Raw genomic sequence first — 17748 nt, 5'->3', positions numbered from 1 at the left:
CAGCAACCCCAAACCGCCAGTGAATTCTCCGAGGCGAATGGTGCGCCATGCTTTCTCTAACGATCGACGGACCGTTGGGTGGACCGGGGTGTTGGCTGGGCGGGGATTTCCGGGCAGGGTGAGGGAAAGACTTGGGCGGCCCAGGGGGAGTGATGGCAGATCAGGAACCGCGTGTTCAGCGCTACTTCGTTGAAGTTTCGGCGGAAAGTGCGGCCGCTATGCGCGCACTGTCCGGGCGGGGGCTCGACCTGTTCCGGGCGACCGTGGCCGGAGCCGACGACGGAGTGACGATTGCGGGATATCTTTCGGTGACGGAGATCGGCGGTCTCGCCGAGGATGGTTACACCGTCACGGTCCAGGCCGTGCGCGAAACCCCGCCGCTGGAGATCGCGCCACCGAAGGCCTCCGCGATAGCAGCGCAAGACGTCGAAACATTCTCTGTCCCAGCCGGTTATCTGACCTACAGCCAGATCGAGGGCTGGATTTCCTCGATGGTGCGGCTCAGTCCGGCTTTCTGTACGAGGGTGCAATTGCCGTTGGCTTCGGTGGAGGGCAGAGCCATCAGTGCGCTGCGCATCCGAGCCGGAGACCGCGCCGAGCGGGACGGGGTGCTGCTGCTCGGCGGCGCGCATGCCCGTGAGCTGATCAATCCGGATCTGCTGTGCCACTGGATGTATCACCTGACCTCCGCCTACCGGAAAGACACCGATCTCACCTTCGGGCCGGTCACCTACAGCAACAGCACCGTGCGGCTGCTGCTGGACTCGTTGGACATCTTCATCGTGCCGTTGGTGAACCCGGATGGGCGGGAATTCGTGATGTCGGCCGACCGGATGTGGCGCAAGAATCGCTCCTACAATCCCGGATCGGATTGTCGGGGCGTCGATGTGAACCGCAACTACGACTTCCTGTTCGACAGCGGTATCGGCACCACCGCGTTCCCGTGCGACTATCAGACTTACCGTGGGCCGCAGGCGTTCTCGGAACCGGAGACCCGGAACATCCGCTGGCTGCTCGACGTTTTCCCGCACATCATCGGCATGGTCGACGTGCATTCCTTCGGCGAGATCATCGCCTACCCGTGGGGTGATGACGACAACCAGACCACCGACCCGGCAATGAATTTCCGGGTTCCGCATCCCGACCGCGGAGTTCCGAACGACAACCTCTATCGCGAGTACATGCCCGCCGAGGATCTGGACTGGTACCGGCGCACCGCGGGCTTGATGCGCGACGCCATCACCAGGGTGCGAGGCAGCGTTTACACAGTGCAGCAAAGTGTTTCGCCGCCGCTGCTCTATCCGGTGTCGGCGTCGGTGGACGATTACGCGTATTCCCGCAACTTCGTCGACCCGGCCAAACGCAAGGTTCGGTCCATCACCATCGAGACTTCCAAGCCGGTGCCGCGCGGCGAGGAACTGCGCGGCTTCCAGCCCGTGTACGAGGAGGCTCGACAGGTCATGGTCGAGAACGGACCGGCGCTGATCGAGTTCTGCCTCAGCGTCATGTGCCCCGGTCGCGGTGCGGCCGCGATGCGCACCACGCTCGATCGCCACCTGCCCGAAACGGGAGCAGTACGCGACGCCTACAACGACCTCATGAACCTGTCGCCTCGGGTAATGGAAGCGCTGGCCGCAGATCCGGACATGCGTGCCGGCGTGGCGAAAGCCCTGGCACAACTCGCCGACAGGTCGGCGCACGACCACGACCCGGTCCTCGACGAGCAGGCGATCGCCGCACTCACCCCGGTCGTGGCCTACCTCGCCCAAGCTGTGCCCGAAGCCCAACCCTCGCTGGACGTCTTGACCGCCTTGGCGGCCCAATCGGTAGGGAGCCCGATCAGCCAAGCCTTGAAAAGCTAGGTATTAAGATCTGCATCGTTCAGGAGGGATGACCGGAGGGGGCGACAGCAGTGACCGGAACCGTGCCAGGCGGGCGGGCCGTTCATTGACCGGATCGCTGCTCGACGTCGACACCGCGGTCTACTACGACACCGCTACCAAAATCGCGGCTGGTGCGTCCGCGTGGTGGTCGGCCATCGATGCGCGCTGGCCGGAACTGGCCAAGGCCACCAACATGACCGGGTCGTACTCCGAGGCCAAGGAGTGGGGTAAGTCCTACGACCAGCGCGCCAAAGACATCTTGTCCATGGTCACCAAGGTCGCCAGCGCCGCACACGCCTATGCCGTGGTGCTCAACAATTGCGGCTACGAACGCGCGCTGGCCGAGCACGGCGCGACTATCGATGCGGGCCCAGCCCCGGTCAAACCTCCGACCCCGATGTACCCGGTCCTCAATTGCCGAGTTCCGCTCCCGTCTGCGGGCGGCCCCGGCAACGGGTTGATCGATGAGGGATTGGGCCTGGTCGAGAAGATCGGGCTCACCGTGCCCGACGGCAACGCCACCACCATTTCCAACGCCGCGATCACCTGGGACGCCACCCGCACCGCGGAAGGGGCGGCAGGGTTTCCGGCGATTCTCGAGGCCGCCGCGGTCGCTTTCGCCGATGTGGTCGCGCCGGAGGTCGAGTTCATCGATGAGGATCTGCGCGCACTGAAAGCGGCCGCCGAGGCCGCGCTCACCGCGATGGCCGACCTCGCCCAGTCGTGCCGGGATCATCGCGCCGCCCTCGATGAACTGCGCGAGCTGCTCGCGCAGCAGCTCGAAATGGTGCGCGACGCACTGATCCAAGAGCTGGCGATCACCGCCGCAATCTCGGTCGCTTCCTCGTTCATCACCTTCGGTGCCGGGGCAGCTATCGGTGTAGCGGGTGCCGCAGCCATCTGCGCGCGCTACGCGCGCCCGATGCGGGCGATTATCGAACAATGGCTCACCAACCGCCGGATCGCCGCCGGGGTGAAGCTCGACGCCGACCTTGCCCGCCACGTGCGCGAATGCGAACGGCTCGAGGAATTGGGTCCGGCCGGACGACTCAAACCCAAAGCCGATCCGACGCCAGGGTCGCTGCTGTCCGACGCCGACCGCGCCGCATTGTGGGACTACACCGGTCCTGGCGGCTCGGAGGCGCTGAACTGGCAGTTGCGGCACGGTGGTATCAGCCGGTATCAGCAGATGCGTGAGGGGGAGATCAACGCCGCGCTCGACAAGCTGCCCGACTACCAAGGCCACGTGACACGGCGGGTGGACCTGAGTGCTGAGGATCTGGCCCGTTACCGCGAGGCAGCCAACCGAGACGGCATCATCACCGAGCCCGGTTTCACCTCCGCGTCACGTACGCCTGAGGCTGCATTCGACCGGCCCGTGGAATTTCGCATCTTCAGTGAGCACGGGAAGTCAGTAGAGGAGTTCGCCCGCCGACCGAGCGAGCAAGAGGTGCTGTTCAAGTCCGGGACCAACTTTGATGTCCGCCAAGTCGTGGAAAATGACCCGAGTGGGCGAATCATCATCTACATGAACGAGATCCCTTAGGAGGAAACGATGGCCGAGTACTACAAGGGGCGCAAGTTCAGCAGCCGTGTAGAGTTAGGACTGCCGCCACGTGACCCGGTGCGGGACGCAGAAATTGCGGCGGGATGGGCCGAATTCAACGCTCGGCGCGAGGCCGTGCCGCCCGAGAAACGTATCCATCTGTCGAGCCGGTTCGGTGACGAGGACTGGAACGATGATGCCGACTGGGACGACAGCACCCGATACGCGCCACCCGCGCCGCCCGCCGACGAGTAGACCCAGGGCGGGCACTGACGGCTCCGATTAACGGGCCGTCGACCCCCGACGGCTCTAACCCAAGGCCGATCCGACGCCAGGGTCTCTGCAGTCCGACACCGACCGTGCCGCGCTGCGGGACTACACCGGCATCTACATGATCGAGATCCCTTAGGAGGGACCGATGGCCGAGTACTACAAGGGACGCAAATTCACCAGCCGGGAAGAGGCAGGGTTGCCGCCGCCCTCACCGGAGCGGGACGCGGAAATCGAGGCGGAATGGGCCGAGTTCAACGCTCGGCGCGAGGCCGTGCCGCCCGAGAAGCGGATCCATCTGTCGAGCCGGTTCGGTGATGAGGACTGGAACGATGATGCCGACTGGGACGACAGCACCCGGTATGCGCCACCCGCGCCGCCCGCCGACGAGTAGGGCGAGGTAGGCGCTGATGAGGCTACCGGCGACCCCACGGTCGGCGGACGGGAAATAGGCTCTGTCTCGAAGTCCCACCCGACGCGCCCAGCACCATCCCGGTAACTCCCGCGGCAGGCACACCAATCTGGGCAAGTCACACATCGGCAGCCAGCCAACAAGCCCGAACGCAAGCAAACCAAACGACAGTTAGCCCCGTGTCGACACCCGAAAGCCGCACATCTGCACCACTTCTCGGGATTCACACCCCGGCGGATTCAAGTGGTGATTGCAACGCGGCTGATCAGGGAGTGTTGTGATGGTTCGTGTGTCGCGTGTGGTGTTGGGGGAGTTTTGGGGGTTGGTGGGTGAGGGGGTTTCGCCGTCGGTTGCTGGGGTGGCGGTGGGGTTGTCTGCCAGTACTGGTAATCGGTTGTTCGTTGAGGCTGGTGGGGTGAAACCTTGTGTGGGTGTGGTTGATTCGGTGGGGTCGAGGCCTCGATTGTCGTTGGCTGAGCGTGAGGAGATCGCGGTCGGTGTCGGGTGTGGGGAGTCGGTGCGTTCGATCGCGGATCGGCTTGGTCGTGCGGCGTCGACGGTCTCGCGGGAGATCAGGCGTAATGGCAGTCCGGGCAGGCATGGTCGCGTGATCAGGTATCGGCACGAGTATCGGATCGGGGCCGGTGTGCGACGTGGGCCTGTTGCGCGGGTGCACTATCGAGCGGGTGTGGCCCAGTACCGCAGTGAGCGTCGGGCTCGGCGTCCCAAACCGGCCAAGCTGGCCGGTGATGCGAGGTTGGCGGGGCTGGTCGGTGACTGGTTGGCTGCCAAGTACAGTCCCGCCCAGATCAGCCACCGGTTGCGGCGGGAGTTTCCCGAGCAGGAGCAGATGCGGGTGTCTCACGAGACGATCTATCGGAGCTTGTTCGTGCAAGGCCGTGGTGGTTTGCGTCGTGACCTGCATCAACAGTTGCGTAGTGGGCGGGCGATACGCAAACCCCGCCGCGGGGTCGGGCAACGCGGTTCACCCATCCCGGGCATGATCAATATCAGTGCCCGGCCCGCCGAGGTCGAAGACCGGGCTGTTCCGGGTCACTGGGAAGGTGATCTGATCATCGGCAAGAACAGTCGATCAGCGATCGGCACCCTGGTCGAACGCATGACCCGGTTCGTGATCCTGCTCCACCTTCCCACCGACCACTCCGCACTCGCGGTCCAAGAAGCGATGATCACGAAAATGAGCCGGCTACCGTCGATCCTGCGCAGAACACTGACCTGGGACCAGGGCCGGGAAATGACCAACCATGCTCAAATCACAGCCGCGACCGACCTCGACATCTACTTCTGCGACCCACATTCACCCTGGCAACGCGGCACCAACGAAAACACCAACGGCCTTCTGCGCCAATACTTCCCCAAAGGCCAAGACCTGTCGGTCTTCCCCGCCGACTACCTCGACTACGTCGCCACCCAACTCAACAACCGACCCCGCAAAACCCTCAACTGGGCCAACCCCGCCGAAGCACTCGATGAACTACTCTCCAACCCGACCAATCCACCCACTGTTGCAACAACCACCTGAATCCGCCAGGGTGTAAATCCCGAGAAGTGGTGCAGATGCTAATGGCCCCGTCTCACCACTTCGAGACAGAACCTAGGCGTACGCGCCGTCACGGTCGGTGGCCAGCCGAGTCTCGAGAAGCTGAGCGGCTACTCGTCGTCCTCGTCGATGTAGTCTTCGAGATGGCCGAGGTGGCGGAGTGGGAGCGACCAACCCGTCACCTCCGAGAGGGCTGCTTCGTAGATCAGCATGGCCTTGCGTAACCGTTCCCCTTGGCGGACGACGGTGACCGGGTCGTGCGGGGTTTCTTCGCAGACCGAGGCGTGGGCACGCAATTCCGCGCACACGTCCTCTGCTGCGCGGCCCAGAACTGAATCCGTCACGGCGTGCGTCCTCCACGTAGCCATCGGCCCCCATCGTGGGGCGGGAGGGATTCGAACCCACTCAGCGCGTGGCACTCGGTTTACAGCCGAGCCCGACTCTCCAACGTCGACGCCGCCCCGAATCGCTCGACAGCGCACTGCGTTTCAGCGCGACCGGTCGACCGGTCGAACACGGCGATATCGCGCCACCCGCACGCCCGCCCTCCTTCGGCCCCTCGAAAGTCTCCGATCCCATCGTGCCAAACCGGCCCACCCCTTCCAACCCATTTTCGCTCCTGCCGGGCTTGCGTGCGGTGTGCTCCGTCGATGAATTCGGTGCGCTGCATGCGGAGTGGCGGGCGGGGTCAGGGGTTCATCTGTTGGGTGAAGCGGAGGAGGTTGCCGGAGGGGTCCAGGAAGGCGCAGTCGCGGGTGTGGTCGGGGCGGGTGATGGGTTCTTGGATGACTTCGGTGCCGGCGGCCTCGAGGCGCTCGAAGGTGCTGTCGCAGTTGGTGGTTCGGAACTCCAGGCGACCGAGTAGGCCGACGGTCATCAGGTCCTCGATCGCACGGCGGTCGGCGGGTGAGATGCCGGGGACGGCGTCCGGGGTTTCGAGAACGATCCGGACCGGCGGTTGCGCCGACGGGCCCATGTGCAGTGACAGCTTTCCGCCGGGTTCGCCGTGGACTTCGAGACCGAGCACGTCACGGTAGAAGTCGACGGCCCGGCCGAGGTCGTGGACGGCGAGACGCAGGGTCGTGAGGCGCAGCTCCAGGTCGGTCATGCTTCGTCCGCGTTGCGTCCGGCGGCCGGGTCGACGAGGTAGACGATGGTCGAGTCGGTGATCCCCTGGGCGTCGGTTTCGACGTCGACGCGGGTGATCTTCCCGTCGTGCACGGTGAAGCCGATGACCGCCCGCGCCTGCCCGCGATGCAGCCACACCGCGGCCGGGACGCCGTCGACCAGCGCGAGCCGCGCGGCCTGCGCTCGCCCGGAGAAGAACGCCGCGACCGCGGTACCACCGCGGATCTCGCCGACCACGGCATCGGGATCGAGCAACTCGACTAGGGCCTCGAAATCCCCGTGTCGGGACGCGGCGAGGAAGGCGGCGACGACCTCCCGCTTGCGCGAGCGCGCGGCTCCGGAGGCCTCTGCCGCGCCCTGCACGCGCCGCCGGGCCCGGCTGGCGAGTTGCCGTGCCGCCACCGGAGAGCGGTCGATGATCTCGCCGATCTCGCCGAACGACACCGCGAAGATGTCGTGCAGCACGAACGCCAACCGCTCGGCCGGGGTCAGCACATCGAGTACCACCAGCAGCGCGACGCCCACCGAATCGGCCAGCAGCGCTTCGTTTTCCGGACCGGTCGGGGCCGTGTGCCGCAGGTCGGCGGCCGGGACCGCAGGTTCGGGCGGCAGCGCTCCGGCCGACTCCTCACGACGGACGCGACGGGCCTCGAGCATGTTCAGGCAGACCCTGGCGACCACCGTCGTCAACCAACCGGCCGGGTTCTCGATCTGGTCGGTGTCGGCCCGCCCGACCCGCAGCCACGCCTCCTGCACGGCGTCCTGGGCCTCTTCGGGTGATCCGAGCATGCGGTATGCCACCGCCTGCAACTGGTCTCTGTGCTCGGTGAACTGTTCGCTCAACCAGTCCTGCTCGGCCATCTGTCACGTTCCTTCGTCGGGGGCTGTCATACCTATTGACCGGCCACACCACACCGATGTGACAACCCGCCGGTCCACGCCTCGAATCCCCAGGGAGAAATATGAAAGCGCATGTGAGTTCGATCCTGCTCGGCGTCGCCGATCTGGAGCGGTCCAAGCAGTTCTATGTCGACGGACTGGGCTGGAAGATCAAGGACGACTACGGCGTCTCGGTGTTCTTCGAACCGGAGGGCGGTTCCCGGGTCGGTTTCTACGGTCGCGAAGGGTTGGCCGGTCAGGTCGGCACGAGTCCGGAGGGCAGCGGCTTCAGCGGACTGGTCCTGACTTATGTCGTCCGGAGCGAAGCGCGCGTCGAGGAGATCGTCGCCGAGGCCGAGAAGGCAGGAGCCACCGTGCTCAAACCCGCGGGCGCACTGCCCTGGGGCGGCTACGGTGGCTCGTTCGCCGATCCGGACGGCTACATCTGGAGTCTCGGCTACAGCGCCGAGGGAGCCGATCAGCCGTATGCGGAATAGCCGCTGCGGCAAGAGATCTGACGAGTACCGGCGTTGAAGGAGGAAACGTGCCGATACACCTGAAAGCCGTCATGCTCGGCGTGCGGGATCTGAACCGCGCCAAGCAGTTCTACGCCGAGGGCCTGGGCTGCGAAATCGACAAGGACACTCGCAAATTCGTCGCGTTGCGGTTGAACGACGGGGCGTTGAACCTGGCACTCTACGAATGGGACGCGGCGGCCGCCGATGCCGGTGTTCCCGCAGCAGGTTCCGGTTTCCGCGGTGCCTCGTTCCACCTCAGCCCCGACTCGCGGGCGGCGGTGGACGAGATCATGCGTACCGCCGTCGCCGCGGGCGCCGAGGTGGTCAAAGCTCCGGGTCCGGCCGAATGGGGTGGGTACTACGGCTATTTCAGCGACCCGGACGGCTACCTGTGGAAGGTGACCACCGCCGGGTCGTGATCAGGTCAGGGGCAGCCAGAGCCGACGTTGCGCGGCGAACGCGTCGGCGCGGACCTGGCTGTGCTCCGACCAGATCATGGCTTGCCGCTGCGCGAGGGTGTAGCGCGGCCAATTCCGGCCGGGGTCGGCCTCTTTCACGAAGGCGACCCAGGCGGCGTGGACGGCGTCGGCGAGGGCTTGCGGCGGTGCGGCGCCCTCAGCCTCGGTGACACCCGGCGCGTGCAGCAGATCGAAGGCGAAGGGGAGGTCCAGGCAGTGCGCCGCCATGCCCTGATAGCTCGGAGAGGTTGCGGTCCACTCGAATTCGTAGAGCCAGGTGGGCAGGTTCTGGGCGGCGCGTGCCTCGGCGATCCGGTAGGAGGGGCCGCGAATGATCGTGTCGCTGATGGCCTGCCCGGCGAGTTCGGTGGGGTTCGCGCCCGGGTAGGCGGCGCGCAGCGCGTCCGGATCGACGCCGCGGCCGGCTTGGGCGAGCGGGCTCGCGGCGGCCGCGTCCGGCTGCTGAGCGGCCGGCGTCGCCGCCATGTTGAATTCGTGTCTGGTGAAGCCGAGCAGGAGCGGAACATCGCCGCCCGCACCGCTTTTCAACAACTCGGGGGTGGACTCGGGGATCAGTGCACCGTCGGCGAACGGTGCGAGGCCGAGCATCGGCACGGATTCGCTGCCGGGGCCGGGCGCTTGCAGCGCGTCCTGCATATCGAGCAGCGCGTTCTCGGGGACCGCGCGCAGTGCCGCCGCGGTCGCCGGCACACCGGTGCGCCGGGTGAACAGTTCGGCCACCGCACGTCCTGCGGCGGGATCGTTCGGTTGTGTCACCGCCCCGGACGCGCAGATGCCGGCCCGGAACAACCCGCGCGCGGCGGGGGTGGCCAGCAGCGCCCAGACCGCGCCGCCCCCTGCGGACTGGCCCGCGACGGTGACTTTGTCCGGATCGCCACCGAACGCGGCGATATTGTCGCGGACCCAGCGCAGGGCGGCTATCCAGTCGAGTACCGCTCGATTGTCCGGGGCGCCGTCCAGGCGCAGGAACCCGTCGATCCCGAGCCGGTACCCGACCGAAACCACGATCACACCAGCACGATTGAAGGACGCGCCGTCGTACCAGGGGCTGGCCGGACTGCCCGCGACGAAGCCGCCACCGTGGATCCACACCAGCACCGGCAGCCCGCGGGCGGCCGGATCGGGGGTGAAGACGTTCACGCTGAGGATCGCGTCGCCGGGGATGCTCGGCTCGGGGATGGTCGTCACCGCGGCCAGTGATCTGCGCTGCGCAGTGGGTCCGTAAGCGGCGCATTCGAGCGTGTCGGTCCAGGGCGTGGGTGGTGCGGGCGCGGCGAACCGCAGCTCGCCGACCGGCGGTCGGGCGAACGGCACGCCGAGGAAGGCCAGGCCGGTGTCGCGGCGGATACCCCGGACCGGGCCGTAGGTCGTCCGGACGACGTCCGAAGGCGAACGCTCGGTGGTGCAGGCCGCCGCCACCGCGAGGGCACCCGCGCCCAGCAGGACGGTGCGACGCCGGATGCGCGCAGGGGACATGGCAGACCTCGATTCGGTTCGTGCGACCTCGGTATGTTCGCGAGTCGGGGGCGAATCAGTCAACGGTTGAAAAAATTCGTGACCTGCATAGTCTCGGAGAGATGGCGAGCAGTGGGGCACACGATTCGGTGGCGGTGCGGCGACGCAACCTGGGTGCGGTGCTGCGGCACGTCGCCGAGCACGGCCCGTGCGCGCGCACGGAGATCGCGGTGGCGACCGGACTGTCGCACGCCTCGGTCACCACCATGGTGGCCGATCTCGCGGTGCGCGGACTGGTGCGTGAAGACGGGGTACGGAATCTCGGCGGACGTGGGCGGCCGCGGCGACTGCTGCGGTTGGTGGCGCGGCGCGCGGTGACGGTCGCAGTGCAGATCAGTGCCGAGCACATCCGCGTGGCCCTGGCCGATCTCGCGGGAAGCCTTATGTGGCAGGACATGTCACCCCACGATGGCACCGCCGGTGTGCCGGCGGCGCTCGCCGATCGGATCGCGGACGCGGTACGACGGGCCCGAGCCGCGGCACCCGATGCGGAGCTGGTGCGCGTCGCGGTGGCGATGGCCGGGCCGGTCGCTGCGGACGCTGCGCAAACTGTGCTCCTCGCACCGGATTTCGGCTGGTTGCGTCCGGTTCGCCTGCGCGCGCTGATCGATCGGCGGCTCCCGGAGCTGACCTGCCCGATCGACGTCATCAACGACGCGAACGCCGCCGCGCTCGCCGAATACCACGCGCATCCCGGACGGCCGCGAGCCGTGGTCTACCTCGCGGCAGGCACCGGAATCGGCGGGGGCATCGTGCTGGATGGCGTCATCCACACCGGCAGTCACGGGGTCGCGGGCGAGCCGGGACATATGCCGGTGGCCTTCGACGGGCCGCTGTGTGTCTGTGGTGCTCGTGGTTGTCTGGTGTGTTACGCCGGTCCCGAAGCGGTGCTCGGTGCGGCCGGTCTCGGTGATCTGTTGCGGCGCAACGGACTGGCACCCGCCGCCGCTGAACTCGTCGGGGCGCTGGGGCGGGGTGACGAGCGCGCGCTCGCGGCGATCGCGAGTGCCGGGCGGGCGTTGGGTGCGGCGATCCTGTCCATCACCGCCCTGCTCGACATCGACGAGGTGATCCTGGGCGGCGCACTCGCGCAATGGTTTCCGTGGCTGGATCCGATCATCGGTCAGCAATTCGCCGGACGCAGCGCCCTCGTGCCCACGCTCGCACCGGAACTCACCCCGGCCCACCTCGGTCCCGACGCCGCCCTGCTCGGCGTAGTCGAATTCGCCCGGCGCGCAGCACTGTCCGACCCCGCCACCGTCCCACGCCTGCATCGTCCGCCCGTCGCGCAACCCTCGAGCTGAGATGCATCACCCGACCTGCTGAGCGAGCGCTGTGCCGAACGGAGTGCTGCCGGCACGGTGCCACGGCACGGGTCGAGGCGGTGGAGTGCAGCGGGGTCCATAAGCTGCAGGGATGGCTGATTCTGCGGCGGACGGTGCGAGCGTCACGAGGATGGCGGGGTTGGGGGCCTTGGTCGCGGTCGTGCTGGCACCTGTGGCGGCCGCATTGGTCGCGATCGTCTACCGGTTTCCGGTGCCGCTGTCGGGTTACGCCCGCGGGTTCGGTGGGGCGGGGGATGCGGCGTTGGGAAGTTTGTTCTATCTCATCCTCGGCGGTGCTCCGGTGCTGGCGATCCTCGGGGTGTTGGGTGGTGTGGTCGCGGTTCGGGTGGCCGGTGCGGACCGACGCCGTGCCCGTATCCTCACGCTCGGTGCGGCGGCCGGTTCGGCATTGCTGGCGGCAGTCGCGTTGGCGGTACTCGAATTCTTCATCGGCGCTTGGTAATAGGGCACCGGCTCGGCGATTCGCCGACCGTGCCGCGCCGGTGATGGGTGGGTTGAGCCGAACGAGTCCGGCGTTCCTGGCGTTGGTTCCGCTCGCATTCCGTCGTCCGCCCGAGTAGCGCCGGGCGCGCCTGCGCGATGTACCTTGTGCCGCGTTTGGTAGACATCCCCTGGAATGTCGACGGGCTAGGGAGGGCGTGACGCATGGACAGCGGTGAGAAAACCGACTCGGCCGAGCCGTCGCGCGCGGTGACCGGGTGGACCGTCGCGCTGATCTGTGTGGCGATCGTGGCGAGCGGCGTCATCGTGGGCGGGCTGCTGCACGAACGCGAGCCGGAGCTGACGACCGCGCCGGTGCCCGCGTCCAGCACGGAAGAGCCGTCGCGGGAACGGTCCTATAGCACCCCGCCGGTGGTGTTCCCGGTGGCGATTCCGGGTTGCGCCACCGTCGAGCCACCCAGTGCGGGCACCTCGATGGCGTTCGTGGAGTCGGCCGAGTCCGGCTACGACAACCCCGCGTATCCGTGGTTCTCCGGCCCCAAGGCGGTCGCGATGTCGCAGGCGGCGCAGGATGCGCTGCCCGGTGAGGTCGAGCTGGCCTTCGCGTCCGTAGCGCGTTCGCTGCGCTTCCGCCCCATCACCGATCCCGAAGACTCCGGCGAGCAGTCCGGCTTCGGCGGCTGGACCAGTGCGGACGCCATCCTGCGCCGGGGCAGTGCGACGGGAAATCTCAATCTCTCGGTGCGGCGCTCCACCGCGGCGGCTCCGCCCTGTGTGGCAGGCGATCTCGACGAACGCAAGCACCTCGCCGACGGGATCGTCGACGTCGACGACACCTGGTACGAAGTGGACGGCGTCCGCACCCTGTCGCGCACCGCGCACGCGTACCTGACCGACGGCACCGCGGTCACGGTCACCGCCACCGACACCGATGGCGCCAACCATTCCGGCACGGTGCCGTTGAGCCTGGATGAGCTGGTCGCCGTGGTGACGGCACCGGGCTTGCGGGTCGGCGCACCGGTGCCGCCCGGCACCCCGGACGTGCCCGAATCCTGCAATGGCGAGACCGAGGGCGGCGGCACGATCGACCAGGCCACGGCTCGCAGGCTGGACGCCGTGCTGGCCCGGATCCCGCTCGACGGGCTCACCCTGGATCGGCCATTGGGACAGTTGCGTCCTGTGGACTTCGGCGGCGGCGGGGTGTGTCAGGCGGTCCGGATCACGACGCCGGGGCAGCAGTCGCGGTTGGAGGTCGCCGTCCTCACGGGGCAGCGTCTGCCGGACCCTTCGGCTTCCGCATCGGACGGCGAGCGCGTGACCTCGCGCCGGCTGCCGGACGGAACCGTCGTAGAGACGCGGGAATCGCGTTTCACGACGATATCGACGCAGCCTGGGGCACAACCTGTGCCGCAGCTCATCCGTTCGGTCACGGTCACCCGCACGTCGGGCGCCCGGGTTCGCGTCGGCACTACCGTCGACGAGCCCACCCCTGCCTTGACGTTCGAGAGGCTCGAGGCGATCGCCCTGACGCCAGGTCTCGAGGTCCGGTGATGCGCTCCGTTCCCGGATTGCGCGGACTGATCCTCGCCGCGGTGGCCGCCGTACTCACCACGGCTGGTGCGGTTTACGTGCTGACCCAGCCCGCGGACGAGGTCCGCAAGATCACCGGCACGGCGGCCGCGGCACCCGGCCTGGCCTGGTCCGTCGCCGCCGCCACCCGCGGTGAGGACGGGCTGGAGTTCCGTGATCCTGTCGCGGGCACCGAATTCGACGTCGGCGGACCGGGATTCATCGATGCGGGCGACACCCTGGTCACGGTGACCGGTGCCGCGAACGGCGATATGGCGCTGCGGGATCCGATGTTGGTCGGCCTCGACGCGAAGTCCGGCGCGGTGCGCTGGCGTGCGCCCGCCCCGGGCCTGCGTGGTTGCGCGGCGGCCCCGGTAGACGGCCGAATCGTGTGCTACGCCAACGCTTCCGAGGCCTCCGAGCTGATCGGCTACGACCTCGGCAGCGGAAAGATCACCCGTACGCCCACACCCTGGCTGGTCTTCGCGCTGGCAACCCTCGGTGATCGTGTGTACGTCGCCGAGGGCGATGTCGAATCCGACGACGTGCGGGTGCACGCCGGAACGTTCGCGGACCCGCAGGCGTCCTGGTCCCGCGACTTCACGCTGGGCACGGCCTGGGAAGATCTGTCGGGCGACGCCCTGACGGTGACCGACGGTCAGGGCGTGCTCGCCCTCGGTGCCGGGCTCGCGGGATTCGATCTCGATTCGGGCGCGCCTACTTGGACGGCGGAACTGAACGGATGCTCGCGCGCGTCGGGCGTACGCGGCGCACTGGTCCAGCGCGTGCACACCGAGTGCTCCGGCTATCGGGTCACCGGCTCCGACCTGCTCGACCGCACCGGCCGGGTGATCGCGACGACCGATCAGGCAGCCACCCAGTCTCTTTCGATCGATAGTCCGGCCGACGACACCGTCCCGGTGCTGCTCGCCGACAGTGCCCGCGATCGCCGCACCGGTGCGGTCGTCTGGACCAACTCGGATCTCGTCACCGCCGCGCGAGGCAGCGAGACCGGCAACACCACCACGGGTACCGCGATCGCCGTTGTCGGCGCGGCTGCGCTGCTCCGAGATGATCAGGCGCACACCATGACCGGATTGGACATGCGCACGGGCCACCGATTGTGGCAGGTCCGTGCCGAGCGCTACGGCACGGCAGCCGCCTGGGACGGGCAGGTCGTCGTCCTGTCCGATGCCACCGGTCTGTGGGCGGTCGACCCGAAAACCGGTGCGACGGTGTGGGATATCCCGTTCACCGCGGTGGACGTCACGCCCGACGTGCTGAGCGGCGGCGGGCAATTGCGCGCCCGCACAACGGGCCACTTCTTTTACGCCTCCGCCCGCACCCTGATCGCGTTACGGCCACTCTGACGAGCGAACGCTCAGCGCGCCGGGAATCGGACGACGCGGTCGTCCCCGGTGCGGACGGTGCCGCGTCCGTCGGTGTTGGACGTGCTGACCCAGAGCGAGCCGTCCGGCGCGACCTGCGCGGTGCGCAACCGGCCGTAACGGTCCCGCAGCTGCGCGACGGGCTGGCCGAGGGTGCCGTCGGTGCGCAGCGGGATGGTCCACAGCCGCTGTCCGCGTAAAGCCGCGACGTACAACGTGTTCGCGGTGATCGCGAGCCCGGACGGCGAAGCTTCCTGGGTGGTCCAGGTGACCAGGGGATTGGTGTACTTGCCGCCTTGCGTGTCGCCTTTGCCCTCGACGATCGGCCACCCGTAGTTGCGTCCCGCCTCGATCCGATTGACCTCGTCGTAGGTGTCCTGGCCGAATTCGGTCGAGTAGAGCCGCCCGGTCGGATCCCAGGCCAAGCCCTGCACGTTCCGGTGGCCGAGGGTGTAGACCGGCGAGTTCGGCGTCGGATTGCCCGGTGCGGGCCGTCCTTCGGGCGTCAGCCGGAGAATCTTGCCGTTGGGGCTCGCCGGATCCTGCGACCGCTGTTTCTGTCCCGCGTCGCCGGTGCCCGCGTAGAGCATGCCGTCGGGCCCGAACGCGATCCGGCCACCGTTGTGTGTGCTCGCCTTCGCGATTCCGGTGAAGACCGCCTCGGGTTGGCCGTCCAGCCGGAAGCGCACGATCCGATTGTCCGCGCTGGCGGTGAAATAGGCGTACACGTAACCATTTTCGGCGTACTGCGGCGACACCGCGAGGCCGAGCAGGCCGCCCTCACCGCGGGCCACCACCCCTGGAACGCGATAGGCCTGCACCGGTTTGGTGCCGGGTGAAATGCGCAGGATCACACCGGTATTGCGCTGCGCGACCAAGGCCGATCCGTCCGGCAGAAAGGCCAGACCCCACGGGATGGCGATATCGCGCGCCACTTCCTGCGGGGCGCTGAGGTCGGGCACGCCCGCGGAGCGCTCCGCCAGCGAACCGGGCGTGGCCACGAAAGCCGTTGCCACCAAGAAGATCACCGCGGCACCCGCGTAACGTGCCGCACGTCGAAGTGCCGAAGTCATGACTAAGTAGAACCACATCCGGACGCCCGACTCGACTGGCGACGGAAGTGGGGAGGCCGCGCGGTGTCAGGAGCGTGGCGGCTGGTCGGGCAGGGGCGCCGACCAGCGCAGGACGGTGCCGTGCAGGTCGTTGCGGCGGATCTCGAAACTGCCGCCGGCTTGTTCGGCGCGGGCGGCGAGGTTCGCCAGCCCGCTCAGCCGCGGCGACTCCTCGGGTATGCCGCTGCCGTCGTCGGTGATCGCGATGGTGACATCGTCACCGACCGCGAGCTGGACCGATACCGTGGTCGCCGCCGCATGCCGGACGACGTTGCTGAGACCTTCGCGCAGCACCGCTTCCACGTCTTCGGACAGCGGCGGCGCCAGGACCGAGACCGGTCCGGCGAGCCGGACCGTGGTGCGCAGGCCGGTGTCCGCGGTCATTTCGGCGATCACCGCGTGCAGGCGCTTGCGCAGCGTCGGGGCGTCCGCGGCGGTGCTGCTGTGCAGGTCGAAGATCGAATGCCGGATCTCCTGCACGATGGACTGGATGTCCTGAATGGTTTCGGTGAGTTTGGCGGCCACCTCGGGCGTGCCCGCGCGTTTCGCCGTGCCCTGCAGCGAGAGCCCGACCGCGAACAGGCGCTGGATCACGTGATCGTGCAGATCGCGGGCGATGCGGTCGCGATCGGAGAGCACGTCGAGTTCGCGCATCCGCCGCTGCGTCGCCGCCAAATGCAAAGCGAGCGCGGCCTGGTCGGAGAAGGACGTGATCATCGCTTGCGCCGCGGCGTCGAGCGGTCGCGCGCCGGGCGGGCGCAGGGTGACCAGCACGCCGATCACCGTGTGCTCGGCCCGCAGCGGAAGCACCAGTGCGGGACCGTATTCGGCGGAACCGTCGAACTCGGGCTGGAACATCAGCTGTTCGCCCCCCACTACCCGGCCGGTGCGGAAGGCGGTGCCCGAATGCGATCCGGTGATCGGAATACGTTGTCCGGGTAGCTTTTCCGAGCCGGTACCGGCCGCCGCGACGACCAGCAACTCGGTGACCTCGTCGCGCGGGACGGCCGGGTCCGCGGGCAGCGCGAGGAACACGACCGCCGAGCGGGTGAGGCGCAGCGCCCGATCGGCGACCAGCTCGAGCACCTCGCCCGGTTCGGTGCCGGCCAGCAGCTCGGTCGCCACGTCCTGGGTGGCCTCGAGCCATTGCTGGCGGATCCGGGACTGCTCGTAGAGCCGGGCGTTGGCGATGGCGGTGCCGGCCGCGGCGGCCAGCGCCTGCACGATGACCTCGTCGTCCTCGGTGAATTCCTGGCCACCGGCCTTTTCGGTGAGGTAGAGATTGCCGAACACCTCGTCGCGCACCATCACCGGAACACCGAGGAAGGTGTGCATCGGCGGATGATTCGCCGGGAACCCGACCGACGCCGGATGGGTCGAAAGATCGCGCAGCCGTATGGGTTTCGGGTCCTCGATGAGCACGCCGAGTACGCCGTGGCCGCGCGGTAGATCGCCGATCAGCACCCGGGTCCGGTCGTCGATGCCCTCATAGACGAATTCGGCGAGTTGCAGGCTGTCCTTCTCGGTTTCGCGGACGCCGAGCGCGCCGTAACCGGCGTCGACCAGTTCGATGGCGGTGTGCACGATGGTGCGCAGCGTTTTGTCGAGGTCCAGGCCCGCGGTCACCACCAGCATCGCCTCGATCAGCCGATCCATCTGGCCCGGGTCGCCGGGCCCGCTGCCTGCCATGCCGGTCATTTT

At 67.9% G+C, this 17748-nt stretch carries 17 protein-coding genes and 1 tRNA gene; 11 read left to right on the top strand and 7 right to left on the bottom strand.

Annotated elements, in window-relative coordinates; genetic code table 11:
* Positions 1-218 precede the first annotated feature (218 nt).
* The 5 genes from NVU01S_RS33685 (at position 219) to NVU01S_RS33665 (ending at position 5654) form a co-directional block, all read left to right on the top strand.
* Positions 219-1862, top strand: a complete 1644-nt coding sequence (locus tag NVU01S_RS33685) for a M14 family zinc carboxypeptidase (RefSeq protein WP_052280896.1) — start codon at positions 219-221, stop codon at positions 1860-1862.
* Positions 1863-1890: 28 nt separating this feature from the next.
* A complete protein-coding gene (locus tag NVU01S_RS33680) occupies positions 1891-3429 on the top strand; it encodes an ADP-ribosyltransferase (RefSeq protein ID WP_082032181.1) in 1539 nt (512 codons plus the stop codon).
* Between the two features lie 9 nt (positions 3430-3438).
* A complete protein-coding gene (locus tag NVU01S_RS33675; protein WP_063048208.1) occupies positions 3439-3684 on the top strand; it encodes a hypothetical protein in 246 nt (81 codons plus the stop codon).
* A gap of 163 nt (positions 3685-3847) precedes the next feature.
* On the top strand, positions 3848-4093 hold the full coding sequence (locus tag NVU01S_RS33670) for a hypothetical protein (RefSeq protein WP_043678468.1): 246 nt from the start codon (positions 3848-3850) through the stop codon (positions 4091-4093).
* Positions 4094-4391: 298 nt separating this feature from the next.
* Positions 4392-5654 carry an IS30 family transposase gene (locus NVU01S_RS33665; protein ID WP_082032341.1) on the top strand — a complete coding sequence of 421 codons (1263 nt, stop codon included), beginning with the start codon at positions 4392-4394 and terminating at the stop codon, positions 5652-5654.
* Between the two features lie 128 nt (positions 5655-5782).
* Here the strand turns inward: NVU01S_RS33665 and NVU01S_RS33660 are convergent, their stop codons facing one another.
* From NVU01S_RS33660 to NVU01S_RS33645, 4 genes are all read right to left on the bottom strand, one after another.
* Complete coding sequence (locus tag NVU01S_RS33660; RefSeq protein WP_156161858.1) at positions 5783-6016, bottom strand: hypothetical protein; 234 nt, start codon at positions 6014-6016, stop codon at positions 5783-5785.
* 36 nt (positions 6017-6052) lie between these two features.
* Positions 6053-6135 (bottom strand) — tRNA-Tyr (locus tag NVU01S_RS33655).
* A gap of 225 nt (positions 6136-6360) precedes the next feature.
* The gene (locus tag NVU01S_RS33650; RefSeq protein ID WP_063048207.1) at positions 6361-6780 is read right to left on the bottom strand and encodes a VOC family protein; all 420 of its coding nucleotides are present in this window, start codon (positions 6778-6780) and stop codon (positions 6361-6363) included.
* Entirely contained in the window at positions 6777-7661 is an 885-nt protein-coding gene (locus tag NVU01S_RS33645) for a sigma-70 family RNA polymerase sigma factor (RefSeq protein ID WP_043678473.1), read from the bottom strand. The genes NVU01S_RS33650 and NVU01S_RS33645 overlap by 4 nt, the downstream gene beginning before the upstream one ends.
* Positions 7662-7762: 101 nt before the next feature.
* On the opposite strand from NVU01S_RS33645, the gene NVU01S_RS33640 reads away from it, so the two are divergent.
* Together NVU01S_RS33640 and NVU01S_RS33635 are read left to right on the top strand one after the other, a co-directional pair.
* Positions 7763-8176, top strand: a complete 414-nt coding sequence (locus NVU01S_RS33640; RefSeq protein WP_043678475.1) for a VOC family protein — start codon at positions 7763-7765, stop codon at positions 8174-8176.
* Between the two features lie 47 nt (positions 8177-8223).
* A complete protein-coding gene (locus NVU01S_RS33635) occupies positions 8224-8616 on the top strand; it encodes a VOC family protein (protein WP_082032340.1) in 393 nt (130 codons plus the stop codon).
* Here NVU01S_RS33635 and NVU01S_RS33630 read toward each other — a convergent pair whose 3' ends face one another.
* Positions 8617-10152: a carboxylesterase/lipase family protein gene (locus NVU01S_RS33630; RefSeq protein ID WP_043678481.1), complete on the bottom strand. Its 1536-nt coding sequence runs from the start codon at positions 10150-10152 to the stop codon at positions 8617-8619. It abuts the gene before it with no gap.
* Between the two features lie 101 nt (positions 10153-10253).
* On the opposite strand from NVU01S_RS33630, the gene NVU01S_RS33625 reads away from it, so the two are divergent.
* The 4 genes from NVU01S_RS33625 (at position 10254) to NVU01S_RS33610 (ending at position 14917) form a co-directional block, all read left to right on the top strand.
* Positions 10254-11495, top strand: coding sequence for an ROK family transcriptional regulator (locus NVU01S_RS33625; RefSeq protein WP_043678483.1), 1242 nt, complete (start codon positions 10254-10256; stop codon positions 11493-11495).
* Between the two features lie 112 nt (positions 11496-11607).
* Complete coding sequence (locus tag NVU01S_RS33620) at positions 11608-11979, top strand: hypothetical protein (RefSeq protein ID WP_156161859.1); 372 nt, start codon at positions 11608-11610, stop codon at positions 11977-11979.
* A 203-nt stretch (positions 11980-12182) separates the two neighbouring features.
* A complete protein-coding gene (locus NVU01S_RS33615) occupies positions 12183-13529 on the top strand; it encodes a hypothetical protein (protein ID WP_052281154.1) in 1347 nt (448 codons plus the stop codon).
* A complete protein-coding gene (locus tag NVU01S_RS33610; RefSeq protein WP_043678487.1) occupies positions 13529-14917 on the top strand; it encodes an outer membrane protein assembly factor BamB family protein in 1389 nt (462 codons plus the stop codon). The genes NVU01S_RS33615 and NVU01S_RS33610 overlap by 1 nt, the downstream gene beginning before the upstream one ends.
* A gap of 11 nt (positions 14918-14928) precedes the next feature.
* Here the strand turns inward: NVU01S_RS33610 and NVU01S_RS33605 are convergent, their stop codons facing one another.
* Together NVU01S_RS33605 and NVU01S_RS33600 are read right to left on the bottom strand one after the other, a co-directional pair.
* Complete coding sequence (locus NVU01S_RS33605; RefSeq protein WP_043678489.1) at positions 14929-16008, bottom strand: PQQ-dependent sugar dehydrogenase; 1080 nt, start codon at positions 16006-16008, stop codon at positions 14929-14931.
* A 66-nt stretch (positions 16009-16074) separates the two neighbouring features.
* Entirely contained in the window at positions 16075-17736 is a 1662-nt protein-coding gene (locus tag NVU01S_RS33600) for a sensor histidine kinase (RefSeq protein WP_244467451.1), read from the bottom strand.
* Positions 17737-17748: the final 12 nt, after the last annotated feature.

This window comes from Nocardia vulneris, assembly GCF_001613425.1.
GTDB classification, from domain to species: Bacteria; Actinomycetota; Actinomycetes; order Mycobacteriales; family Mycobacteriaceae; genus Nocardia; species Nocardia vulneris.
Note: the sequence above shows the minus strand (reverse complement) of the source record. Positions and strands in the feature narration are given on the sequence as shown.

Bases quoted from the DNA above. Each gene is read 5' to 3' on its own strand.
- NVU01S_RS33680 (WP_082032181.1), top strand. From the start codon at position 1,891: ATGACCGGAGGGGGCGACAGCAGTGACCGGAACCGTGCCAGGCGGGCG.
- NVU01S_RS33670 (WP_043678468.1), top strand. From the start codon at position 3,848: ATGGCCGAGTACTACAAGGGACGCAAATTCACCAGCCGGGAAGAGGCA.
- NVU01S_RS33685 (WP_052280896.1), top strand. From the start codon at position 219: ATGCGCGCACTGTCCGGGCGGGGGCTCGACCTGTTCCGGGCGACCGTG.
- NVU01S_RS33610 (WP_043678487.1), top strand. From the start codon at position 13,529: ATGCGCTCCGTTCCCGGATTGCGCGGACTGATCCTCGCCGCGGTGGCC.
- NVU01S_RS33645 (WP_043678473.1), bottom strand. From the start codon at position 7,661: ATGGCCGAGCAGGACTGGTTGAGCGAACAGTTCACCGAGCACAGAGAC.
- NVU01S_RS33640 (WP_043678475.1), top strand. From the start codon at position 7,763: ATGAAAGCGCATGTGAGTTCGATCCTGCTCGGCGTCGCCGATCTGGAG.
- NVU01S_RS33675 (WP_063048208.1), top strand. From the start codon at position 3,439: ATGGCCGAGTACTACAAGGGGCGCAAGTTCAGCAGCCGTGTAGAGTTA.
- NVU01S_RS33605 (WP_043678489.1), bottom strand. From the start codon at position 16,008: ATGACTTCGGCACTTCGACGTGCGGCACGTTACGCGGGTGCCGCGGTG.
- NVU01S_RS33630 (WP_043678481.1), bottom strand. From the start codon at position 10,152: ATGTCCCCTGCGCGCATCCGGCGTCGCACCGTCCTGCTGGGCGCGGGT.
- NVU01S_RS33620 (WP_156161859.1), top strand. From the start codon at position 11,608: ATGGCTGATTCTGCGGCGGACGGTGCGAGCGTCACGAGGATGGCGGGG.
- NVU01S_RS33600 (WP_244467451.1), bottom strand. From the start codon at position 17,736: ATGGCAGGCAGCGGGCCCGGCGACCCGGGCCAGATGGATCGGCTGATC.
- NVU01S_RS33665 (WP_082032341.1), top strand. From the start codon at position 4,392: ATGGTTCGTGTGTCGCGTGTGGTGTTGGGGGAGTTTTGGGGGTTGGTG.
- NVU01S_RS33650 (WP_063048207.1), bottom strand. From the start codon at position 6,780: ATGACCGACCTGGAGCTGCGCCTCACGACCCTGCGTCTCGCCGTCCAC.
- NVU01S_RS33615 (WP_052281154.1), top strand. From the start codon at position 12,183: ATGGACAGCGGTGAGAAAACCGACTCGGCCGAGCCGTCGCGCGCGGTG.
- NVU01S_RS33625 (WP_043678483.1), top strand. From the start codon at position 10,254: ATGGCGAGCAGTGGGGCACACGATTCGGTGGCGGTGCGGCGACGCAAC.